General features: G+C 73.3%; 19 protein-coding genes. 9 read left to right on the top strand and 10 right to left on the bottom strand.

The genetic code is table 11. The features are described from left to right. Positions 1-92 precede the first annotated feature (92 nt). From ACFV2S_RS35220 to ACFV2S_RS35210, 3 genes are all read right to left on the bottom strand, one after another. Positions 93-1,067: an acyl-ACP desaturase gene (locus ACFV2S_RS35220; protein ID WP_382871857.1), complete on the bottom strand. Its 975-nt coding sequence runs from the start codon at positions 1,065-1,067 to the stop codon at positions 93-95. Between the two features lie 225 nt (positions 1,068-1,292). After that, complete coding sequence (locus ACFV2S_RS35215) at positions 1,293-1,526, bottom strand: hypothetical protein (protein ID WP_385569270.1); 234 nt, start codon at positions 1,524-1,526, stop codon at positions 1,293-1,295. 14 nt (positions 1,527-1,540) lie between these two features. After that, a complete protein-coding gene (locus tag ACFV2S_RS35210; protein ID WP_385569266.1) occupies positions 1,541-2,395 on the bottom strand; it encodes a helix-turn-helix transcriptional regulator in 855 nt (284 codons plus the stop codon). Positions 2,396-2,589: 194 nt separating this feature from the next. On the opposite strand from ACFV2S_RS35210, the gene ACFV2S_RS35205 reads away from it, so the two are divergent. Beyond that, a complete protein-coding gene (locus ACFV2S_RS35205; RefSeq protein ID WP_385569261.1) occupies positions 2,590-3,051 on the top strand; it encodes an ATP-binding protein in 462 nt (153 codons plus the stop codon). Between the two features lie 15 nt (positions 3,052-3,066). Here the strand turns inward: ACFV2S_RS35205 and ACFV2S_RS35200 are convergent, their stop codons facing one another. From ACFV2S_RS35200 to ACFV2S_RS35190, 3 genes are all read right to left on the bottom strand, one after another. Further along, on the bottom strand, positions 3,067-4,710 hold the full coding sequence (locus tag ACFV2S_RS35200) for an ABC-F family ATP-binding cassette domain-containing protein (protein ID WP_385569257.1): 1,644 nt from the start codon (positions 4,708-4,710) through the stop codon (positions 3,067-3,069). Positions 4,711-4,956: 246 nt separating this feature from the next. After that, complete coding sequence (locus ACFV2S_RS35195; RefSeq protein ID WP_362144407.1) at positions 4,957-5,373, bottom strand: SsgA family sporulation/cell division regulator; 417 nt, start codon at positions 5,371-5,373, stop codon at positions 4,957-4,959. A 142-nt stretch (positions 5,374-5,515) separates the two neighbouring features. Then, the gene (locus tag ACFV2S_RS35190) at positions 5,516-5,980 is read right to left on the bottom strand and encodes a (4Fe-4S)-binding protein (RefSeq protein WP_385569252.1); all 465 of its coding nucleotides are present in this window, start codon (positions 5,978-5,980) and stop codon (positions 5,516-5,518) included. A 75-nt stretch (positions 5,981-6,055) separates the two neighbouring features. Between ACFV2S_RS35190 and ACFV2S_RS35185 the strand changes: the two genes are divergently transcribed. After that, positions 6,056-7,159 carry a WD40/YVTN/BNR-like repeat-containing protein gene (locus ACFV2S_RS35185; protein WP_385569247.1) on the top strand — a complete coding sequence of 368 codons (1,104 nt, stop codon included), beginning with the start codon at positions 6,056-6,058 and terminating at the stop codon, positions 7,157-7,159. Positions 7,160-7,218: 59 nt separating this feature from the next. Here ACFV2S_RS35185 and ACFV2S_RS35180 read toward each other — a convergent pair whose 3' ends face one another. After that, positions 7,219-7,518, bottom strand: coding sequence for a YciI family protein (locus ACFV2S_RS35180; RefSeq protein ID WP_383788079.1), 300 nt, complete (start codon positions 7,516-7,518; stop codon positions 7,219-7,221). Positions 7,519-7,609: 91 nt separating this feature from the next. Between ACFV2S_RS35180 and ACFV2S_RS35175 the strand changes: the two genes are divergently transcribed. Genes ACFV2S_RS35175 through ACFV2S_RS35165 form a run of 3 tightly spaced genes read left to right on the top strand, consistent with a single transcriptional unit; the run spans position 7,610 to position 8,856 of the window. Then, entirely contained in the window at positions 7,610-8,305 is a 696-nt protein-coding gene (locus tag ACFV2S_RS35175; protein ID WP_385569244.1) for an endonuclease V, read from the top strand. 48 nt (positions 8,306-8,353) lie between these two features. After that, a complete protein-coding gene (gene mmpA / locus ACFV2S_RS35170) occupies positions 8,354-8,488 on the top strand; it encodes a morphogenic membrane protein MmpA (RefSeq protein WP_385569239.1) in 135 nt (44 codons plus the stop codon). Continuing rightward, a complete protein-coding gene (locus ACFV2S_RS35165; protein ID WP_385569235.1) occupies positions 8,485-8,856 on the top strand; it encodes a VOC family protein in 372 nt (123 codons plus the stop codon). The genes mmpA and ACFV2S_RS35165 overlap by 4 nt, the downstream gene beginning before the upstream one ends. Positions 8,857-8,898: 42 nt before the next feature. On the opposite strand, the gene ACFV2S_RS35160 is transcribed toward ACFV2S_RS35165, so the two are convergent. After that, complete coding sequence (locus ACFV2S_RS35160) at positions 8,899-10,086, bottom strand: saccharopine dehydrogenase family protein (RefSeq protein WP_385569230.1); 1,188 nt, start codon at positions 10,084-10,086, stop codon at positions 8,899-8,901. Positions 10,087-10,305: 219 nt separating this feature from the next. On the opposite strand from ACFV2S_RS35160, the gene ACFV2S_RS35155 reads away from it, so the two are divergent. Genes ACFV2S_RS35155 through ACFV2S_RS35140 form a run of 4 tightly spaced genes read left to right on the top strand, consistent with a single transcriptional unit; the run spans position 10,306 to position 16,066 of the window. After that, complete coding sequence (locus ACFV2S_RS35155) at positions 10,306-11,451, top strand: CaiB/BaiF CoA transferase family protein (RefSeq protein ID WP_385569227.1); 1,146 nt, start codon at positions 10,306-10,308, stop codon at positions 11,449-11,451. Continuing rightward, the gene (locus tag ACFV2S_RS35150; protein ID WP_385569223.1) at positions 11,448-12,590 is read left to right on the top strand and encodes an acyl-CoA dehydrogenase family protein; all 1,143 of its coding nucleotides are present in this window, start codon (positions 11,448-11,450) and stop codon (positions 12,588-12,590) included. Before ACFV2S_RS35155 ends, ACFV2S_RS35150 begins: the two co-directional genes overlap by 4 nt. A gap of 46 nt (positions 12,591-12,636) precedes the next feature. Next, positions 12,637-13,851, top strand: a complete 1,215-nt coding sequence (locus tag ACFV2S_RS35145; RefSeq protein ID WP_385569218.1) for an acetyl-CoA C-acetyltransferase — start codon at positions 12,637-12,639, stop codon at positions 13,849-13,851. A gap of 40 nt (positions 13,852-13,891) precedes the next feature. Then, positions 13,892-16,066: a 3-hydroxyacyl-CoA dehydrogenase NAD-binding domain-containing protein gene (locus tag ACFV2S_RS35140; RefSeq protein WP_385569215.1), complete on the top strand. Its 2,175-nt coding sequence runs from the start codon at positions 13,892-13,894 to the stop codon at positions 16,064-16,066. Here ACFV2S_RS35140 and ACFV2S_RS35135 read toward each other — a convergent pair. Both ACFV2S_RS35135 and ACFV2S_RS35130 read right to left on the bottom strand, forming a co-directional pair. Continuing rightward, positions 16,053-16,877, bottom strand: coding sequence for a MerR family transcriptional regulator (locus ACFV2S_RS35135; protein ID WP_385569210.1), 825 nt, complete (start codon positions 16,875-16,877; stop codon positions 16,053-16,055). The two genes, ACFV2S_RS35140 and ACFV2S_RS35135, sit on opposite strands and share 14 nt — an antisense overlap. A 74-nt stretch (positions 16,878-16,951) precedes the next feature. Then, complete coding sequence (locus tag ACFV2S_RS35130) at positions 16,952-17,104, bottom strand: Clp protease N-terminal domain-containing protein (protein WP_385569206.1); 153 nt, start codon at positions 17,102-17,104, stop codon at positions 16,952-16,954. Positions 17,105-17,437 lie beyond the last annotated feature (333 nt).

Raw genomic sequence — 17,437 nt, 5'->3', positions numbered from 1 at the left:
GGGTGGGGGGGGGGCTCCCGTTTGCTGCGGGGGGGCCCCCCCCCGGGCCGCCCCCCCCCCCCCCCCGGGTCGCTCCGGCGTCGGCGGGCGGCTCAGCCGGCCGCGCGCGCGGCCATCCGGGCCTTGCGGGCCGCGAGCTTCTCGTCGAACTTGCTGGCCTCGCTGTCCAGGCCGTTCATGTACAGACCCAGCTCCTCCTGGGCGCGCAGGCCGTCCGGGCCGAGGCCCTCGATCTGGAGGACCTTGAGGAAGCGCAGGACGGGCTGGAGGACGTCGTCGTGGTGGATGCGCATGTTGTAGATCTCGCCGATCGCCATCTGCGCGGCCGCCCGCTCGAAGCCGGGCATGCCGTGTCCGGGCATCCGGAAGTTGACCACGACGTCCCGCACGGCCTGCATGGTCAGGTCGGGGGCGAGCTCGAAGGCCGCGCCCAGCAGGTTGCGGTAGAAGACCATGTGCAGGTTCTCGTCGAGCGCGATGCGGCTGAGCATCCGGTCGCAGACCGGGTCGCCGGACTGGTGTCCGGTGTTGCGGTGCGAGATGCGGGTGGCGAGCTCCTGGAAGGCGACGTACGCGACGGAGTGCAGCATCGAGTGCCGGTTGTCGGACTCGAAGCCCTCGCTCATGTGCGCCATCCGGAACTGCTCCAGCTTGTCCGGGTCGACGGCGCGGGAGGCGAGGAGGTAGTCGCGCATCACGATGCCGTGGCGGCCCTCCTCGGCGGTCCAGCGGTGCACCCAGGTGCCCCAGGCGCCGTCGCGGCCGAAGAGGCTGGCGATCTCGTGGTGGTAGCTCGGGAGGTTGTCCTCGGTGAGCAGGTTGACGACGAGGGCGATCTTGCCGATGTCGGTGACCTTGGACTGCGACGGGTCCCAGGCCTCGCCGTCCTCGAAGAAGCCGGGGAAGTTCCGGGCGTCGGACCACGGCACGTACTCGTGCGGCATCCAGTCCTTGGTGACCTTCAGGTGCCGGTTGAGCTCCTTCTCGACGACCTCTTCCAGCGCGTAGAGCAGGCGCGCGTCGGTCCACTCCGCAGAGCTGCCGAGGTGGGGAGAGGTGAGCGTCACGGGAACTCCTGGGGACGGAGAAGGGCATACGGGCATACCTACGGATTCGTAGGTTACGAGACCGTAGGTTAAGGCTCCGTAAGGCGTCGGCCAAGCTTGTCCCGGCGATGTCCGATTACGTTCCGTTATGTGCGCTGCTCCGACGGGGTGTCGGAGATGCAGGTCACGTCCTCGTCGGCAGATGCCGGCCGTGGTGTCGACTACGCAGCGCTGAGGCCCCGCGGCTCAGAGCAGATGATCGGCCGCACCGGCCTTCACGGCGGAGATGAGCGCCCGGAGCGCCTCGACGGAGTCGCTGACGTACGCGCCGGGCGCGAGGGTCGAGCCGATGTAGGCCCGGCCGGAGTCGTCGAGGCCGAAGCGGAAGCAGTTCGCGCCCTCGCTGCAGAAGGCCTCGTCCCAGTCGATCGCGGCGGCGGGGGCGGTCGGGGCGGCGGGGGCGTCGGCGGAGACGTTCATGGTGTGGGGGCCCTTCACAGATCCTGGGATACGGCGTGGACGAACGCGCGTGATGCGGTCGTGGACAGCGCGAGGGCGCGCAGCCGGTCCAGCAGCCCGCGGTAGCGGCGCAACTGCATGTCGGTGTCGAGCAGGAGCGAACCGTGGGACGAGTCGAGTTGGACCGTGTCGAGCTGCGGCACCGGCGCGGACACATAGGTGAACGACTGGCCCGCCCCGGGGAAACCGCCCGCGGTGAAGGGGATCACGCGCACGGAGACGTTCTCCCGCTCGGTGTGGGCCAGGATGTGCTCCAGCTGGGCCCGCGTGACCTCCGGTCCGCCGAACCGCATGCGCAGGGCGGCCTCGTGGATCACGGCCTCGTACCGCACGGGCCGGTGCTCCCGGTCCAGGATCTGCCGGCGGCGCAGCCGCAGGGCGAGCCTGGCCTCCAGGTCGGGGCCCGGCAGGGCGGGGACGGCGGTGGCGAAGACCGCCCGCGCGTGCTCCTCGGTCTGCAGCAGGCCCGGGATGTGGGTGGTGACGGAGGTCTCCAACTCCGACGCGTGGAACTCCAGTTCGGCGATGTCGAGGAGCGCGGGCGGCAGCAGCCCGCGGTGCTCCTCCCACCAGCCGCGGTCCCGCTCCTGGGCCATGCCGGCGAGGAGGTCGACGAGCCCGGTGTCCGGGCAGCCGTAGTTGAAGGCGAGCGTGCGGACGCGCTCGGCGCTGATCCCGAAGCGGCCGGACTCGATGTTCGGGTTGCGGGTGCGGTCGACGCCCAGGAGGGCGGCGGCCTGCTGGGCCGGCATCCCCGACTGTTCGCGCAGTCTGCGCAGTTCGCTCCCGAGGCGCTGCTGTCGCGCCGTCGGGCTGCTCCTGGGTGGCACGCGCTCTCTCCCTTTCGCTCCGTGACGCCGCGGCTCCGGACGGGCCGCCGTTTTGGCCGGAATGGCATGAGTGCCCACAAGTAGTAGCACTGTGCTCCGGTCGTACGCTACGGTCGGTTACGCGCGTCTCACACGGGGCTACCATGCCCGTGTGCAGGAACCCCCCCCCATGCACGAGGAAATGTGAGCAACCGATGACGGGCGCCCTGCGTTGCCTCCCGACCGCCGCCGCGGCCGGGCCCATACCCCCTGCCGCGGAGAACCTCAGCTACTCCCTGCTGCTCCCCGGCGGCGCCTACTGCGCGGGACTCGCGCGCGATGCGATCCGCTCGCTCCTCGACCGGCACGGCCTCTCGGACCTCCGCGACACCGCCGTCCTCGCCGCCTCCGAACTCGTCTCCGCCGCCTACCGGTTCACCCCCGACCGGGAGATGATCCTGCGCGTCCGCTGGCAGTTCGAGGCCCTGCGGATCGTCCTCTACGACCAGCATCCGGCGCATGCCGCGCCCCGCGCGGCCGAGGAGTGCCGCGACCGCCGCAGCCGCAGCATGTGGCTGCTGACCGCGGCGGTCGACGCGCACGGCGGGGACTGGGGACTCGCCCCCGTCCTCACGCCCGGCGGCGGCACCAAGTCCTGGGCCTTACTCCACCGCTGAGGGCCGTCCGGCCGGTCAGGACCGGGCCGGGGCCGTCCCCCTGACCTCCTCCGCCGTCGTCTCCCGCAGCTCGCCGTCGAGCAGCAGCCAGCGCGTGATCCCCAGCGACTCCAGGAACGCCACGTCGTGGCTCGCCACGATCAGGGCCCCCTCGTAGGCGTCGAGGGCGGCCGTCAGCTTCCGCACCGACGCCATGTCCAGGTTGTTCGTCGGCTCGTCCAGCATCAGCAGCTGCGGAGCGGGCTCCGCCAGGAGCAGCGCGGCCAGCGTCGCCCGGAACCGCTCCCCGCCCGACAGGGTGCCGACGGGCTGATCCGCCCGCGCCCCCCGGAACAGGAACCTCGCGAGCCGTGCCCGGATCGCGTTCCCCGTCGCGGCGGGCGCGAACCGGGCCGCGTTCTCGACGACGCTCAGCCCGTCGTCGAGCACGTCGAGCCGCTGCGGCAGGAACCGGAGAGGCACCCGCGCGTCGGTCTCGCCCGACACCGGCTCCAGCTCCCCGGCGATCGTACGGAGCAGCGTCGTCTTCCCGGCGCCGTTCCGGCCGACCAGGGCGATCCGCTCCGGGCCCCGCAGCTCGAAGGCGCCGTCGACCCGGGCGCCGTAGCGCAGCTCCAGGTCCCGCAGGTGCAGGACCTCGCGGCCCGGCGGCACCGAGGTGCGGGGCAGCTCGACGCGGATCTCGTCGTCGTCCCGTACCGCCTCGACCGCCGCGTCGAGCCGCTCGCGCGCCTCCGAGAGGCGCTCCGCGTGCAGGGTGTTCTGCTTGCCGGCCGTGACCTGCGCGTCGCGCTTCCGGCCGTTCGCCACGATCTTGGAGGCGACCTTGTTCTCGAAGCTCTTCTGTCCGTACCGCTTGCGCCGCGCCAGCTTCATCCGGGTGTCCGCCAGTTCGCGCTTCTGACGCTGCACGTCGGCCTCGGCGACGCGCACCATCCGCTCCGCCGCCTCCTGTTCGGCGGCGAGCGCGGTCTCGTACGCGGACCAGTTGCCGCCGTACCACTCGACCTCGCCGTCGCGCAGGTCGGCGATCTGGTCGACCCGCTCCAGGAGTTCGCGGTCGTGGCTGACCACGACCAGCACCCCGGACCACTTCTCCACCGCCTCGTAGAGCCGTGCGCGGGCGTGCAGATCCAGATTGTTGGTGGGCTCGTCGAGCAGGAGTACGTCAGGTCGCGCGAGCAGCAGCGCGGCGAGGCGCAGCAGCACGGACTCGCCGCCCGAGATCTCGCCCACGGTCCGGTCCAGGCCGACGTGGTCGAGGCCGAGCTGGTCGAGGACCGCACGGGCCCGCTCCTCCACGTCCCAGCCGTCGCCGACCGCGGTGAAGTGCTCCTCCGAGGCGTCGCCCGCCTCGATGGCGTGCAGCGCGGCGCGCCGGGCGGCGATGCCGAGGATGTCGTCCACCCGGCGCGAGGTGTCCAGGACCAGGTTCTGCGGGAGGTACCCGAGCTCGCCGGTGACCTTCACCGTGCCGTCCAGCGGGGCCAGTTCGCCCGCGATCAGCTTCAGGAGCGTGGACTTGCCGGAGCCGTTGACCCCGACGAGCCCGGTGCGGCCGGGGCCCACCGAGAGCCGGAAGTCGTCGAGGACCGTGGTGCCGTCCGGCCAGGAGAAGGAGAGGGAGGAGCAGGTGATGAAAGTGGGGTGATGCGCCATACGGGCCTCCGGGGTCGCGCGAGCGTGAGAAAGGGAGCAACGCGGGAGACACCGGGGCGCGGGCACGGGAAGATACGGCTCGTACGCCGAGGTCGAGAACGGCACACGCGGCACAGGGGGCACGCGCGGCTCGGTGTCTCGCAACCTCAGACGAGCAACGTCCTTCTCCGATCGGGTGACGACAGGGTCAGGACCGACCGTACGTCCCGCACCGGAGGAGCGGCAAACGATTAAACGGGGACCGTCCTACGGGTGCTCGCGGAGCAGCTCCGCCAGGTCCTGGTCCCAGTCCAGGTACTGGTGCTCGCGCCCCGCCGGGACCAGGTGCTGCGAGCGCTCCAGGAAGCGGCGCAGCTCGGACGTGCGCACATGGACCATGGCCACGCCCTCCGGCGCGTGGAACTCGACCACCGTGCGGTCGTAGCCGTACGGGCGCAGGCGCACGTCCCCGACCCCGGCCGGGCGCTCGACGCCCTGGACGAGCAGCTCGCGCGCGAAGGCCCAGGAGACCTCGACGCCCTCCAGGGTCGCCGGCGGCGGGAAGGCCATGCTCACGGCGTACGGATCCCCGCGGTCGTACCGCAAGGTGGCGGGGACGGTCTCCATCCGGGGCGCGGACGCGACCAGACGGGCCTGCACGGCCTGCTCGATGACGGCGGACAAGACCGGCTCCTCTCACACGGGCTTCGGATCCTGTGCGTCTCCCCGACACCAGGGCACCTGACACCCCTCAAGACGAGCGGGGCGGCCCGAACGTGCACTCGCTCCCCACGTGACGTGTGTCACCGACGGCGATCCCGCGAGGTCAGCGGTCCTCGGCGACGTCGTCGTCCGGTTCCGCGCAGGGGCCGGAGCGGTCGCAGTACGGCTGGTTCTCCGAGGCCCCGCAGCCGCAGAGCATCACCCGTGTCTCGTGCCGCTCCCCGTACGCGCCGGCCACGACCAGGTCGCCCCGGACCACCAGCTGCCCGGCCGGGGTGCGCCGGACGGTGGTGGGGGAGTCGCCGGGCTCGGGCACGGCGTCCTCGGGGTGGTGGTGGTACTGCAGCGCCCCGGACGGGCAGCGGCGGACGACCTCGGCCACCCGGGAGGGCTCGGCGGCGCCGGGCAGCACCCACGGGCGCCGGGACAGGTCGAAGACCTCCGGCAGGCCGTGGACGCACTCGGCCGCGTGCAGGCAGCGGCGCGGCTCGAACGTGACGGTGATGCCCTCGCCCTCGTACTCCTTGAGGCGGGGCCGCTCCTCCGTCGCACCTTCACCTTCCGTCATGCGACCAGCCTAGGAAGGCCCGGCCGGGGACGCACCCTGGACGGGGAGCGGCCCGGGGCACTAGCTTCCGGCGCCATGACGTCCATGGGGAAGACGAGACGAACGATGTCGGTGGGGCTGATCGGGGCGGCGCTCGCGCTGACCCTGGCCGCCCCGGCGCGGGCCGGGGAGACCCCCACGGCGGCGGCCGGCTGGCAGCTGACACCGACCGGTACCGACGCCCGCTTCCGGGGGCTCGCGCCGGTCGACCGCAGGACCGCGTGGGCCGCGGGCTCGAAGGGCACGGTGCTGCGCACCACCGACGGCGGCCGGAGCTGGCGGAACGTCTCGCCGCCCGGCGCGGGCGAGCTGGAGTTCCGCGACGTCGAGGCCTTCGACGCCCGCCGGGCCGTCGTCCTCGCCATCGGGGAGGGCGAGGCCTCCCGGGTGCTGCGCACCGAGGACGGCGGCGCCACCTGGACCGAGTCCTTCCGCAACACCGACGCGCGGGCCTTCTACGACTGCATGACCTTCTTCGACCACCGGCACGGACTCGCCATGAGCGACCCGGTCGACGGGAAGTACCGCATCCTCTCCACCCGCGACGGCGGCCGCTCCTGGCAGGTCCTGCCGAACGCCGGAATGCCGGAGGCGCTGCCCGGCGAGGCGGGCTTCGCCGCGAGCGGCCAGTGCCTGGTGTCGGCAGGACCCCGCGACGTGTGGCTGGCGACGGGCGGCGGGGCCACCGCGCGCGTGCTGCATTCCGCCGACCGCGGGCTGACCTGGACCGCCCGGGACACGCCGATCCCGGCCGGTGACCCGGCCCGCGGCGTCTTCGGGCTCGCCTTCCGCGACCGTGCGCACGGCATCGCCGTCGGCGGCGACTACCGCAAGGACCAGCCGTCGCCGCGGGCCGGCGCGGTCAGCGCCGACGGGGGCCGCACCTGGCGCCCCTCGGTCACGCCGCCGCCCGCCTACCGCTCCGGCGTCGCCTGGCTCCCGCGCGGCAAGGCCTCGGCGCTCGCCGTCGGCCCGACCGGCACCGACCTGACGACCGACGGCGGCCGCACCTGGCGCACGGTCGACACCGGCTCGTACGACACGGTCGACTGCACCCCCGACGGCTCCTGCTGGGCCGCGGGCGAGAAGGGCCGCATCGCCCGGCTCGCCGTCCGTCCCCAGGGGCAGGCCCGCGGATGAGGGCGGGGTCGTGGCGTCCGGCACCGCTCCCTGATCCGGCCTGATCGACAAGCCACCCCCTAGGCGGGCAGCTCCTCCCGGTACGCGGCGATCCCGTCGGCCGTCTTGGTCGCGTAGAACTCCGTGATCCGGTACGCGCACACGCCCTCGACGCTGAACGGGTCGGCCGCCGCGATCCTCTCGATCTCCGCGCGGTCGACCCCGGCGGCCAGGATCACGCCGCCGTCCCGCGGGTTCTTCCGGCCCGACGCCAGGAACACGCCCTCGGCGTACTGCGCGTCGAGCCACGCGACGTGGGCGTCGAGCAGCGCGTCCACCCGCTCGACGGGCGCGGTGTAGGTCAATTCCAGTACGAACATGATCGTCAGGCTACCGCCCGCGGTCCGGGCGGAGCCGTGACGTCCCAGCCCTCGGAACGGCACGCCCACCGGCCGTAGGGTGGCCCGCATCATGACGATCATCGAGATTCCGGCGGGCTGGCCCGCCGACGAGAGCGCCGCCCGCGCCGTCCAGCGGGAGCTGCGCGGCCGGCTCGTGACCGACGAGGAGGGACCGGCCGTCGGCGAGGGCCACGTCACCGGGCTCGACGTGGCCTACGACGACGAGCGGGACCTCGTCGCCGCCGCGGCCGTCGTCCTCGACGCGCGGACCCTGGACGTGGTGGAGGAGGCGACGGCGGTCGGCCGGGTCTCCTTCCCGTACGTCCCCGGACTCCTCGCCTTCCGGGAGATCCCGACCGTCCTCGCCGCGCTCGCCGCCCTGACCGCGGACCCGGGCCTCCTCGTCTGCGACGGCTACGGCCTCGCCCACCCCCGCCGCTTCGGCCTCGCCAGCCACCTCGGGGTGCTCACCGGGCGGCCGGCCGTCGGCGTCGCCAAGAACCCCTTCACCTTCACCTACGAGCAGCCCGGCCCCGCCCGCGGCGACGCCGCCCCGCTGCTGGCCGGGGGCGAGGAGGTGGGCCGGGCCCTGCGCACCCAGGCCCGCGTGAAGCCCGTGTTCGTCTCGGTCGGCCACCGCGTCTCCCTCGCCAACGCCTGCGCCCACACCCTCCACCTCGCCCCGCGCTACCGGATCCCGGAGACCACCCGGCGCGCCGACTCCCTCTGCCGCAGGGCCCTGACCAAGGCGCTCGGGGACGTCTGAGTACGCGTACGGATACCGGCCGGCCGCCCGGCCCGGCAGAGTGGGCCCATGACGACACCCCTTGCCACCCCGCCGCGTTCGGACGGACGCGGCCTGACTCCGGTCCTGGCCGCGTCCGTTGCGCTCGCCCTCGCCTGGACCTGCGCCATCCTGTACGTCCTGGTCCGCTGGACGCTCGGATGATCGGGCGGCTGCGGTGTGTCGTCCTCGACTGCCCCGACGCCCTCGAACTCGCGACGTTCTACCAAGAGTTGATCGGTGGCGACATCGACAGTCCCGATCCCCGCTGGGCCGTCGGCGAAGGCTCGGCCGTCCTGCGCGGAGCGTGCGGCCCGGTCCTCGCCTTCCAGGGCGTCGCCGACCACCGTCCGCCCGTCTGGGGCGCGCCCGAGCAGCAGTTCCTCCTCGACGTACGGGTCGACGACCTGGCCGCCGCCCACGCGTCCGTCCTCGCGCTCGGAGCCGTACCGCTCGACGGCGGGAGCGGCGACGGCCCCTGGCGCGTCTACACGGACCCGGCGGGCCACCCCTTCCGGCTCGTACGGCCCTGACCGCCGGGACCGGAGCGGGACACCGGACCCGTTCCGGCTCCCTCAGCCCCGGTGCGCCACCCGGAAGCGGATGCCCGCCGCCCGGAGGCGGGCGGTCAGGGCGTCGCCCATCGCCACCGCCGTCGTCACCTGGCCCGCCGTCTTCGGCAGGGGATCGAAGGCGAGGCAGAGCGCCGACTCGGCGAGCATCCTCGCCGTCTCGTCGTAGCCCGGGTCTCCGCCCGAGACCTCCGTGAAGACCCGTCGCCCGCCGCCCTCGCCGACGAACCGGACCGAGAACCAGCTGCGGGCGCGCCGCTCCTCGGACGGTCCCCGCCCCGCGGAGTAGCGGTCCATCAGCCAGGACCGGACCGGCGGGAGCTGGGCGGCCGTGACACCCAGGCCGACGGCGGCGGCGCCCCCGAGGGCCATCGGGAGGGTCTTCACGGAGGCGTAGTGCCGGTAGCGGAAGTCCGGGCCGTACCGATCGAGGGCCGCCGCCGAGCGGGCCACGACCTGCGGGTCGAGCGTCGGCAGCGGCAGGGCCCAGGTGCCCGTCTCCCGGCTGAACCGCGGCCCGCCGAGCGGTGCGCGGGCCCGGCGGCCCACCAGGCGCGGTTCGTGCAGGCGCCGCTCGCGCGCCGCGTGCAGGATCTCGCGGCCCCGGCCGAAGGCCGTCAGCGCCGAGGCGAAGGTGCCTCCGGAGAAGGCGGCCCCGGCCCGCACGAAGCCGTCGACGCGCAGCGGCACGTCCTCGGGCAGCTGCCGGACGGTGAAGTACACGCCCAGGTCGTGCGGGACGGAGTCGAAGCCGCAGGCGTGCACGATCCGGGCCCCGGTCTCCCGGGCGCGGGCGTCGTGCCGTACGAACATGAGGTCCACGAACTCGGCCTCACCGGTCAGGTCCAGATAGTCCGTGCCCGCCTCCGCGCAGGCCGCGACCAGCCCCTCGCCGTACCAGACGTAGGGGCCGACCGTCGTCGCCACCACCCGGGCGGACTCGGCGAGTGCGCGCAGCGAGCCGGGATCGGCCGCGTCGGCGACCAGCAGCGGCAGCGCGGCGAGCCCCGGGCGGCCGGCGGCGAGCCGGTCCCGCAGCGCCTCCAGCCGGCCGAGGCTGCGCCCGGCGAGCGCCCAGCGGCACTCCGCGGGCGCGTGCTCGGCCAGGTACTCCGCGGTGAGCTCGCCCACGAAGCCGGTCGCCCCGTAGAGGACCACGTCGTACGGCCTCGTTCCGCTCTCGCGTCCCACGCCCGCCCCTGTCTCCATCAAGCCCCTCGTCTCGGCCGGACCGCGCCGCCGCGCGCGGTTGTCGTCGGCGGAGGATAGCGGACCAGCGGGGGGCTCCCGCCTCCGCCCCGGCCCCGGAATTTCCAAGCGCTTGCTCGGCTCGGGGGCTTGTGCCGAGTGGAACACGTTCCTAGCATCTTCGGTGTTACATCATTGGTGTCACACACTCCAGGGGGCTCGATGAGCACGACGCACACCGCCCGCAACGGCCCCCTCACCGGGGTGCGCGTGGTCGAACTCGCCGGCATCGGCCCCGGCCCCTTCGCCGCCATGCTCCTCGCCGACCTCGGCGCCGACGTCGTCCGCGTCGACCGCCCCGGCGGCGCGGGCCTCGGCATCGACCCCGCCCGAGACCTCACCAACCGCAACAAGCGCTCCGTCCTCGTCGACCTCAAGGCCGAGGACGGCCCCGCGACCGTGCTCGACCTCGTCGAGCGGGCCGACATCCTGGTCGAGGGCTACCGGCCCGGCGTCGCCGAACGCCTCGGCGTCGGCCCCGAGGCCTGCCTCGCCCGCAACCCCCGCCTCGTCTACGGCCGGATGACCGGCTGGGGCCAGGACGGACCGCTCGCCCCCACCGCCGGACACGACATCGGGTACATCGCGATCACCGGTGCCCTCGGCATGATCGGCCCCGACCCGGACGGCCCGCCCACCGTCCCCGCCAACCTCGTCGGCGACTACGCGGGCGGCTCGCTCTACCTCGTCATCGGTGTCCTCGCCGCCCTCCAGCACGCCCGGACGCACGGCGAGGGCCAGGTCGTCGACGCCGCCATCGTCGACGGCACCGCCCACCTCACCACCATGATCCACGGCATGCTCGCGGCCGGCGGCTGGCAGGACCGCAGGGGGGTCAACCTCCTCGACGGCGGCTGCCCCTTCTACGGCGTGTACGCGACCTCCGACGGCGGCCACATGGCGGTCGGCGCCCTGGAGGAGCGGTTCTACGCGGACTTCGTCCGCCTCCTCGGCATCGAGGACCTCGCACCCGCCCGCCACGACCTCGCCCGCTGGCCCGAACTGCGCGAGGCCGTCGCCGCCCGCTTCCGGAGCCGCACCCGGGAGGAGTGGACCACCGTCTTCGACGGCAGCGACGCCTGCGTCGCCCCCGTCCTCTCGCTGCGCGAGGCCCCGTCCCACCCCCACCTGGCCGCCCGCGCCACCTTCACCGAGCGGGACGGGATCCCCCAGCCCGCCCCCGCGCCCCGCTTCTCCGTCACCCCCGGCACCCTGCGCACGGGCCCCGCCCTGCCCGGTGCCGACACCGCCGAGGTCGCCCGCGACTGGGCCGTACCCGCCCTGAGGATCCAGGAGCCCGAAGCATGAAGCGTCAGCTGTACACCGCCGACCACGAGGCCTTCCGGGCGGTCGTCCGCACCTTCCTGGAGAAGGAGGTGCTGCCCCACTACGCCCAGTGGGAGAAGGACGGCATCGTCTCCCGCGAGGTCTGGCTCGCCGCCGGACGGCAGGGGCTGCTCGGCATCGCCGTCGACGAGGAGTACGGGGGCGGCGGCAACCCCGACTTCCGCTACGGCGCCGTCCTCGCCGAGGAGTTCACCCGGGCCGGCGCCCCCGGACTGGCCATCGGCCTGCACAACGACATCATCGGCCCGTACCTCACCTCGCTCGGCACCGAGGAGCAGAAGCGCCGCTGGCTGCCCGGCTTCTGCTCCGGCGAGCTCGTCACCGCCATCGCCATGACCGAGCCCGGCGCCGGATCCGACCTCCAGGGGATCCGCACCACCGCCGAGGACCACGGCGACCACTGGGTCCTCAACGGCTCCAAGACCTTCATCTCCAACGGCATCCTCGCCGACCTGGTGGTCGTCGTCGCCCGCACCACCCCGGAGGGCGGCGCCCACGGCCTCTCCCTCCTCGTCGTCGAGCGCGGCGCGGAGGGCTTCGAGCGCGGCCGCAACCTCGACAAGATCGGCCAGAAGTCCCAGGACACCGCCGAGCTCTTCTTCACCGACGTCCGCGTCCCGAAGGAGAACCTGCTCGGCGAGCTCAACGGCGCCTTCCTCCACCTCATGACCAACCTCGCCCAGGAGCGCCTGGCCATCGCCGTCGCGGGCATCGCCGGGGCGGAGCACCTCCTGGAGCTCACCACCACCTACGTCAAGGACCGCGAGGCCTTCGGCCGCCCGCTCTCCCGGCTCCAGCACATCCGCTTCGAGATCGCCGAGATGGCCACCGAGTGCGCCGTCACCCGGACCTTCGTCGACCGCTGCATCGAGGAGCACGCGAACGGGGCCCTCGACGCCGTCCACGCCTCCATGGCCAAGTGGTGGGCGACCGAGCTCCAGAAGCGGGTCGCCGACCGCTGCCTGCAACTGCACGGCGGATACGGCTACATGAGCGAATTCCCGGTCGCCCGCGCCTTCACCGACGGCCGGATCCAGACCATCTACGGCGGTACGACGGAGATCATGAAGGAGATCATCGGCCGCTCCCTGCTCGGCTGACCCCGTCCCGCACCCCTCGAAGAACCCTCACCGCGAAAGGCTTCCCGTGAGCACCGAAGCGTACGTGTACGACGCGATCCGCACCCCGCGCGGACGCGGCAAGGCCAACGGCTCCCTGCACGGCACCAAGCCCATCGACCTGGTCGTCGGCCTCATCCGGGAGATCCGGGCCCGCCATCCGGAACTCGACCCGGCCGCCATCGACGACATCGTCCTCGGAGTCGTCGGCCCGGTCGGCGACCAGGGCTCCGACATCGCCCGGATCGCCGCCATCGCCGCCGGACTCCCCGACACCGTCGCCGGCGTCCAGGAGAACCGCTTCTGCGCCTCCGGCCTCGAAGCGGTCAACATGGCCGCGATGAAGGTCCGCTCCGGCTGGGAGGACCTCGTCCTCGCCGGCGGCGTCGAGTCCATGTCGCGCGTCCCGATGGCCTCGGACGGCGGCGCCTGGTTCGCCGACCCGATGACCAACCTGGAGACCAACTTCGTCCCCCAGGGCATCGGCGCCGACCTCATCGCCACCCTGGAGGGCTTCAGCCGCCGCGACGTCGACGAGTACGCCGCCCTCTCCCAGGAGCGCGCCGCGGCCGCCGTCAAGGACGGACGCTTCGCCCGCTCGATCGTCCCCGTCAGGGACCGCGCCGGGCTCACCGTCCTCGACCACGACGAGTTCCTGCGCCCCGGCACCACCGCCGACTCCCTCGCCCGCCTCAAGCCCTCCTTCGCCGACATCGGCGAGCTCGGCGGCTTCGACGCGGTCGCCCTGCAGAAGTACCACTGGGTCGAGGAGATCAACCACGTCCACCACGCCGGCAACTCCTCCGGCATCGTCGACGGCGCCTCCCTCGTCGCCATCGGCTCCAAGGAGGTCGGCGAGCGCTACGGCCTCACGCCCCGCGCCCGGATCGTCTCGGCCGCCGTCTCCGGCTCCGAGCCGACCATCATGCTCACCGGCCCCGCCCCGGCCACCCGCAAGGCCCTCGCCAAGGCGGGCCTCACCATCGACGACATCGACCTGGTCGAGATCAACGAGGCCTTCGCGGCGGTCGTCCTGCGCTTCGTCAAGGACATGGGCATCTCCCTGGACAAGGTCAACGTCAACGGCGGCGCGATCGCGCTCGGCCACCCGCTCGGCGCCACCGGCGCGATGATCCTCGGCACGCTCGTCGACGAGCTGGAGCGCCAGGACAAGCGCTACGGCCTCGCCACCCTCTGCGTGGGCGGCGGCATGGGCATCGCCACCGTCGTCGAGCGCGTCTGACGTCCCGTCCGCACCCCTTACTCACGGAGAAGCAGCAGTCATGAGCGAGAGCACCACCATCCGCTGGGAGCAGGACGAGACCGGGATCGTCACCCTCGTCCTCGACGACCCCAACCAGTCCGCCAACACCATGAACCAGGCCTTCCGGGCCTCGATCAAGGCGATCGCCGACCGCGTGGAGGCCGAGAAGGACTCCATCCGCGGCATCATCTACACCTCCGCGAAGAAGACCTTCTTCGCCGGCGGCGACCTCAAGGACATGATCAAGGCGGGCCCCGAGCACGCCCAGGACATCTTCGACAGCGCGATCGAGATCAAGAACGCGCTCCGCCGCATCGAGACCCTCGGCAAGCCCGTCGTCGCCGCCGTCAACGGCGCCGCGCTCGGCGGCGGCTACGAGATCGCCCTCGCCTCCCACCACCGCGTCGCCCTCGACGCCCCCGGCTCCAAGATCGGCCTGCCGGAGGTCACCCTCGGCCTGCTGCCGGGCGGCGGCGGCGTCGCCCGTACCGTCCGCCTCATGGGCATCACCGACGCCCTCCTCAAGGTGCTGCTCCAGGGCACCCAGTACGCCCCGAGGCGCGCCCTGGACAACGGCCTCGTCCACGAGGTCGCCGCCACCCCCGAGGAGATGATGGACAAGGCCATCGCCTTCATCGACGCGCACCCGGAGTCCCACCAGCCCTGGGACGTCCCCGGCCACCGGATCCCCGGCGGCACGCCGTCGCACCCGAAGTTCGCCGCCAACCTGCCCGCCTTCCCGGCCAACCTGCGCAAGCAGCTGAACGGCGCGCCCTACCCGGCGCCGAAGGCCATCATGGCCGCCGCCGTCGAGGGCTCCCAGGTCGACTTCGAGACCGCGCTCGTCATCGAGAGCCGCTACTTCACCGAGCTGGTCATCGGCCAGACCGCGAAGAACATGATCCAGGCGTTCTTCTTCGACCTCCAGGCCGTGAACTCGGGCGCGAGCCGCCCGAAGGACGTGGCGAAGGGGCAGGTCCGCAAGGTCGCCGTGCTCGGCGCGGGCATGATGGGCGCCGGCATCGCGTACTCCTGCGCCCGCGCCGGCATCGAGGTCGTCCTCAAGGACGTCTCCGCCGAGTCCGCGGCGAAGGGCAAGGCGTACTCCGAGAAGCTCTGCGCCAAGGCCGTCTCCCGGGGCCGCACCACGCAGGAGAAGGCGGACGCCCTCCTCGCCCGCATCACGCCCACCGCCGACGCGGCGGACCTGGCCGGCTGCGACGCGGTCATCGAGGCCGTCTTCGAGGACACCGGGCTCAAGCACAAGGTCTTCCAGGAGATCCAGCACGTCGTCGCCCCCGACGCCCTGCTGTGCTCCAACACCTCCACCCTCCCCATCTCCGTCCTGGCCGAGGGCGTCGAGCGCCAGACCGACTTCATCGGCCTGCACTTCTTCTCGCCCGTCGACAAGATGCCGCTCGTCGAGATCATCAAGGGCGAGCGGACCGGCGACGAGGCGCTGGCCCGCGCCTTCGACCTGGTCCGGCAGATCAACAAGACGCCGATCGTCGTCAACGACTCGCGCGGCTTCTTCACCTCCCGGGTGATCGGCCACTTCATCAACGAGGGCGTCGCCATGGTCGGCGAGGGCATCGAGCCCGCCTCGATCGAGCAGGCCGCGGCCCAGGCCGGCTACCCGGCGAAGGTGCTCTCCCTGATGGACGAGCTGACCCTCACCCTCCCGCGCAAGATCCGCAACGAGACGAGGAAGGCCGTCGAGGAGGAGGGCGGCACCTGGGTCACCCACCCCGGCGAGGCCGTCATCGACCGCATGGTCGACGAGTTCGGCCGCCCCGGCCGCAGCGGTGGAGCGGGCTTCTACGAGTACGGCGAGGACGGGAAGCGCGGCCGGCTCTGGCCGGGCCTGCGCGAGCACTTCACCAGGCCGGGGTACGAGATCCCGTTCCGCGACATGCAGGAGCGGATGCTGTTCTCCGAGGCGCTGGACACCGTCCGCCTCCTGGAGGAGGGCGTCCTCACCTCGGTCGCCGACGCCAACATCGGCTCCATCATGGGCATCGGCTTCCCGGCCTGGACCGGCGGCATCCTCCAGTACGTCAACGGCTACGAGGGGGGCGTCGCGGGCTTCGTCGCCCGGGCGCGCGAGCTGGTGGAGACGTACGGCGAGCGGTTCGCCCCGCCGGCGCTCCTGGTGGAGAAGGCGGAGCGCGGCGAGGTGTTCACGGACTCCTGAAGGCCGTCCTGAGCTCCTCGCTCAGGGACCGCTGAAAGGCCGTGACGAGGGCCTGGACCACCATCGGCTGCATGTGCGCCGAGAGCGACCGCATCGCGCTCAGGTGGTCCGGGTCCTCCCCGCTCTCCCGGTAGGGGTCCCACACCTCGTCCCGGAAGAGCCGGGAGAGCTCCTGGGCGGCCGCGCGGGCGTGCTCCAGGAGCACCGTCCGGGACGCGAGGATCGTCTCGTGCTCGATGGGCACGTCGAGCAGCTCGACACCGAGCCGCAGCAGCGCACCGTCGAGCCGGTAGGCGTCGCCGGACCGGTCCGCGGCCGTTCCGCCGGACCGCCCGGCGGCCGTCTCGCCCGTCCGGTCCGCGGTCGTCTCGCCGGTCCGGTCCGCGCCGGTGCCGTCCGTCCGGTCGAGCACCCCCATCGCGGCCAGCCGGTCCACGTCCCGCTCGGTCAGCGCGCGCCCGGCCCGGCGCTCCAGCTCGCGCCGGGTGATCGTCTCGGCGGACTCGGGAGCCCACGACGCCACCAGGGCCCGGTGGATGGCCAGATCCTGCGCGCTCAGATCGGGCGGCAGCTGCTCCAGGTACCGCTCGATCGCCGCCAGCGTCATCCCCTGACGCTGGAGCTCCTCGATCAGCGCGAGCCGCGAGAGGTGGTCCTGCCCGTAGTGCCCCACCCGCCGTGCGCCGATGACGGGCGGCGGCAGCAGTCCCCGGGTCCCGTAGAACCGCACGGTCCGCACCGTGACCCCGGCCCGCGCGGCCAGCTCGTCCACGGTGTACACGGGCCCCTGGGCCTCGCTCGCCTGCTCCATGGTTCAACAGTATTGCTGTCTCACCACTGCTGTAAAAGCCCCCGGAGGGCTTGTCCCCGCGGTCGGACCGGGGATCAGAGAGGCGCGGGCGACGAGAGCGCCGTGTCGACGGAGTCGAAGGTGACGCCGTGGTCGGCCAGCGCCTCGGCGACGACGCCGCCGAGCGTGGTGAGGGCCAGCAGGAGGTGCTCGTCGCCGATCTCGCGGTCCTTGCGGGCCAGGGCCACGCGGAGCGACTTCTCCAGGACGGTCTTCGCCTCGCGGGAGAAGGTGAGGCGGCCCGACCACCACCCGGCGTCCGTGCGGTCGCCGGCCAGCGCGCCCGCGCCGTGGGCCTCCTCGACGCGCTCGACGATCGTGCCGACGTCGATGCCGAGGCCCGCCAGTGCCTCCGCGTCCGCCCGGGACAGTCCGGCCCGGCGCCGCGCGTCGGAGAGGGCGGCGACGAGGGAGGGGCGGGGGGGGCGCGGGCGGGGGCGCGCGCCCCCCGCCCCCCCCCCGCGGGGGGCGGGCGGGGCGCGGGCGGGGGGCGGGGCGGGGCGGGGGGCGGGGCCCCCCCC

The sequence above is a fragment of the Streptomyces sp. NPDC059695 genome (assembly GCF_042733785.1).
Classification (GTDB): Bacteria; Actinomycetota; Actinomycetes; order Streptomycetales; family Streptomycetaceae; genus Streptomyces.
The sequence above is the reverse complement of the archived record's forward strand: the minus strand, read 5'-3'. Positions and strand labels throughout refer to the sequence as shown.

Excerpts from the sequence above, each read along its gene's own strand:
- ACFV2S_RS35215 (WP_385569270.1), bottom strand. The coding sequence starts at position 1,526 with ATGAACGTCTCCGCCGACGCCCCCGCCGCCCCGACCGCCCCCGCCGCC.
- ACFV2S_RS35205 (WP_385569261.1), top strand. The coding sequence starts at position 2,590 with ATGACGGGCGCCCTGCGTTGCCTCCCGACCGCCGCCGCGGCCGGGCCC.
- ACFV2S_RS35200 (WP_385569257.1), bottom strand. The coding sequence starts at position 4,710 with ATGGCGCATCACCCCACTTTCATCACCTGCTCCTCCCTCTCCTTCTCC.
- ACFV2S_RS35190 (WP_385569252.1), bottom strand. The coding sequence starts at position 5,980 with ATGACGGAAGGTGAAGGTGCGACGGAGGAGCGGCCCCGCCTCAAGGAG.
- ACFV2S_RS35185 (WP_385569247.1), top strand. The coding sequence starts at position 6,056 with ATGACGTCCATGGGGAAGACGAGACGAACGATGTCGGTGGGGCTGATC.
- ACFV2S_RS35180 (WP_383788079.1), bottom strand. The coding sequence starts at position 7,518 with ATGTTCGTACTGGAATTGACCTACACCGCGCCCGTCGAGCGGGTGGAC.
- ACFV2S_RS35175 (WP_385569244.1), top strand. The coding sequence starts at position 7,610 with ATGACGATCATCGAGATTCCGGCGGGCTGGCCCGCCGACGAGAGCGCC.
- mmpA (WP_385569239.1), top strand. The coding sequence starts at position 8,354 with ATGACGACACCCCTTGCCACCCCGCCGCGTTCGGACGGACGCGGCCTG.
- ACFV2S_RS35165 (WP_385569235.1), top strand. The coding sequence starts at position 8,485 with ATGATCGGGCGGCTGCGGTGTGTCGTCCTCGACTGCCCCGACGCCCTC.
- ACFV2S_RS35155 (WP_385569227.1), top strand. The coding sequence starts at position 10,306 with ATGAGCACGACGCACACCGCCCGCAACGGCCCCCTCACCGGGGTGCGC.
- ACFV2S_RS35150 (WP_385569223.1), top strand. The coding sequence starts at position 11,448 with ATGAAGCGTCAGCTGTACACCGCCGACCACGAGGCCTTCCGGGCGGTC.
- ACFV2S_RS35140 (WP_385569215.1), top strand. The coding sequence starts at position 13,892 with ATGAGCGAGAGCACCACCATCCGCTGGGAGCAGGACGAGACCGGGATC.
- ACFV2S_RS35135 (WP_385569210.1), bottom strand. The coding sequence starts at position 16,877 with ATGGAGCAGGCGAGCGAGGCCCAGGGGCCCGTGTACACCGTGGACGAG.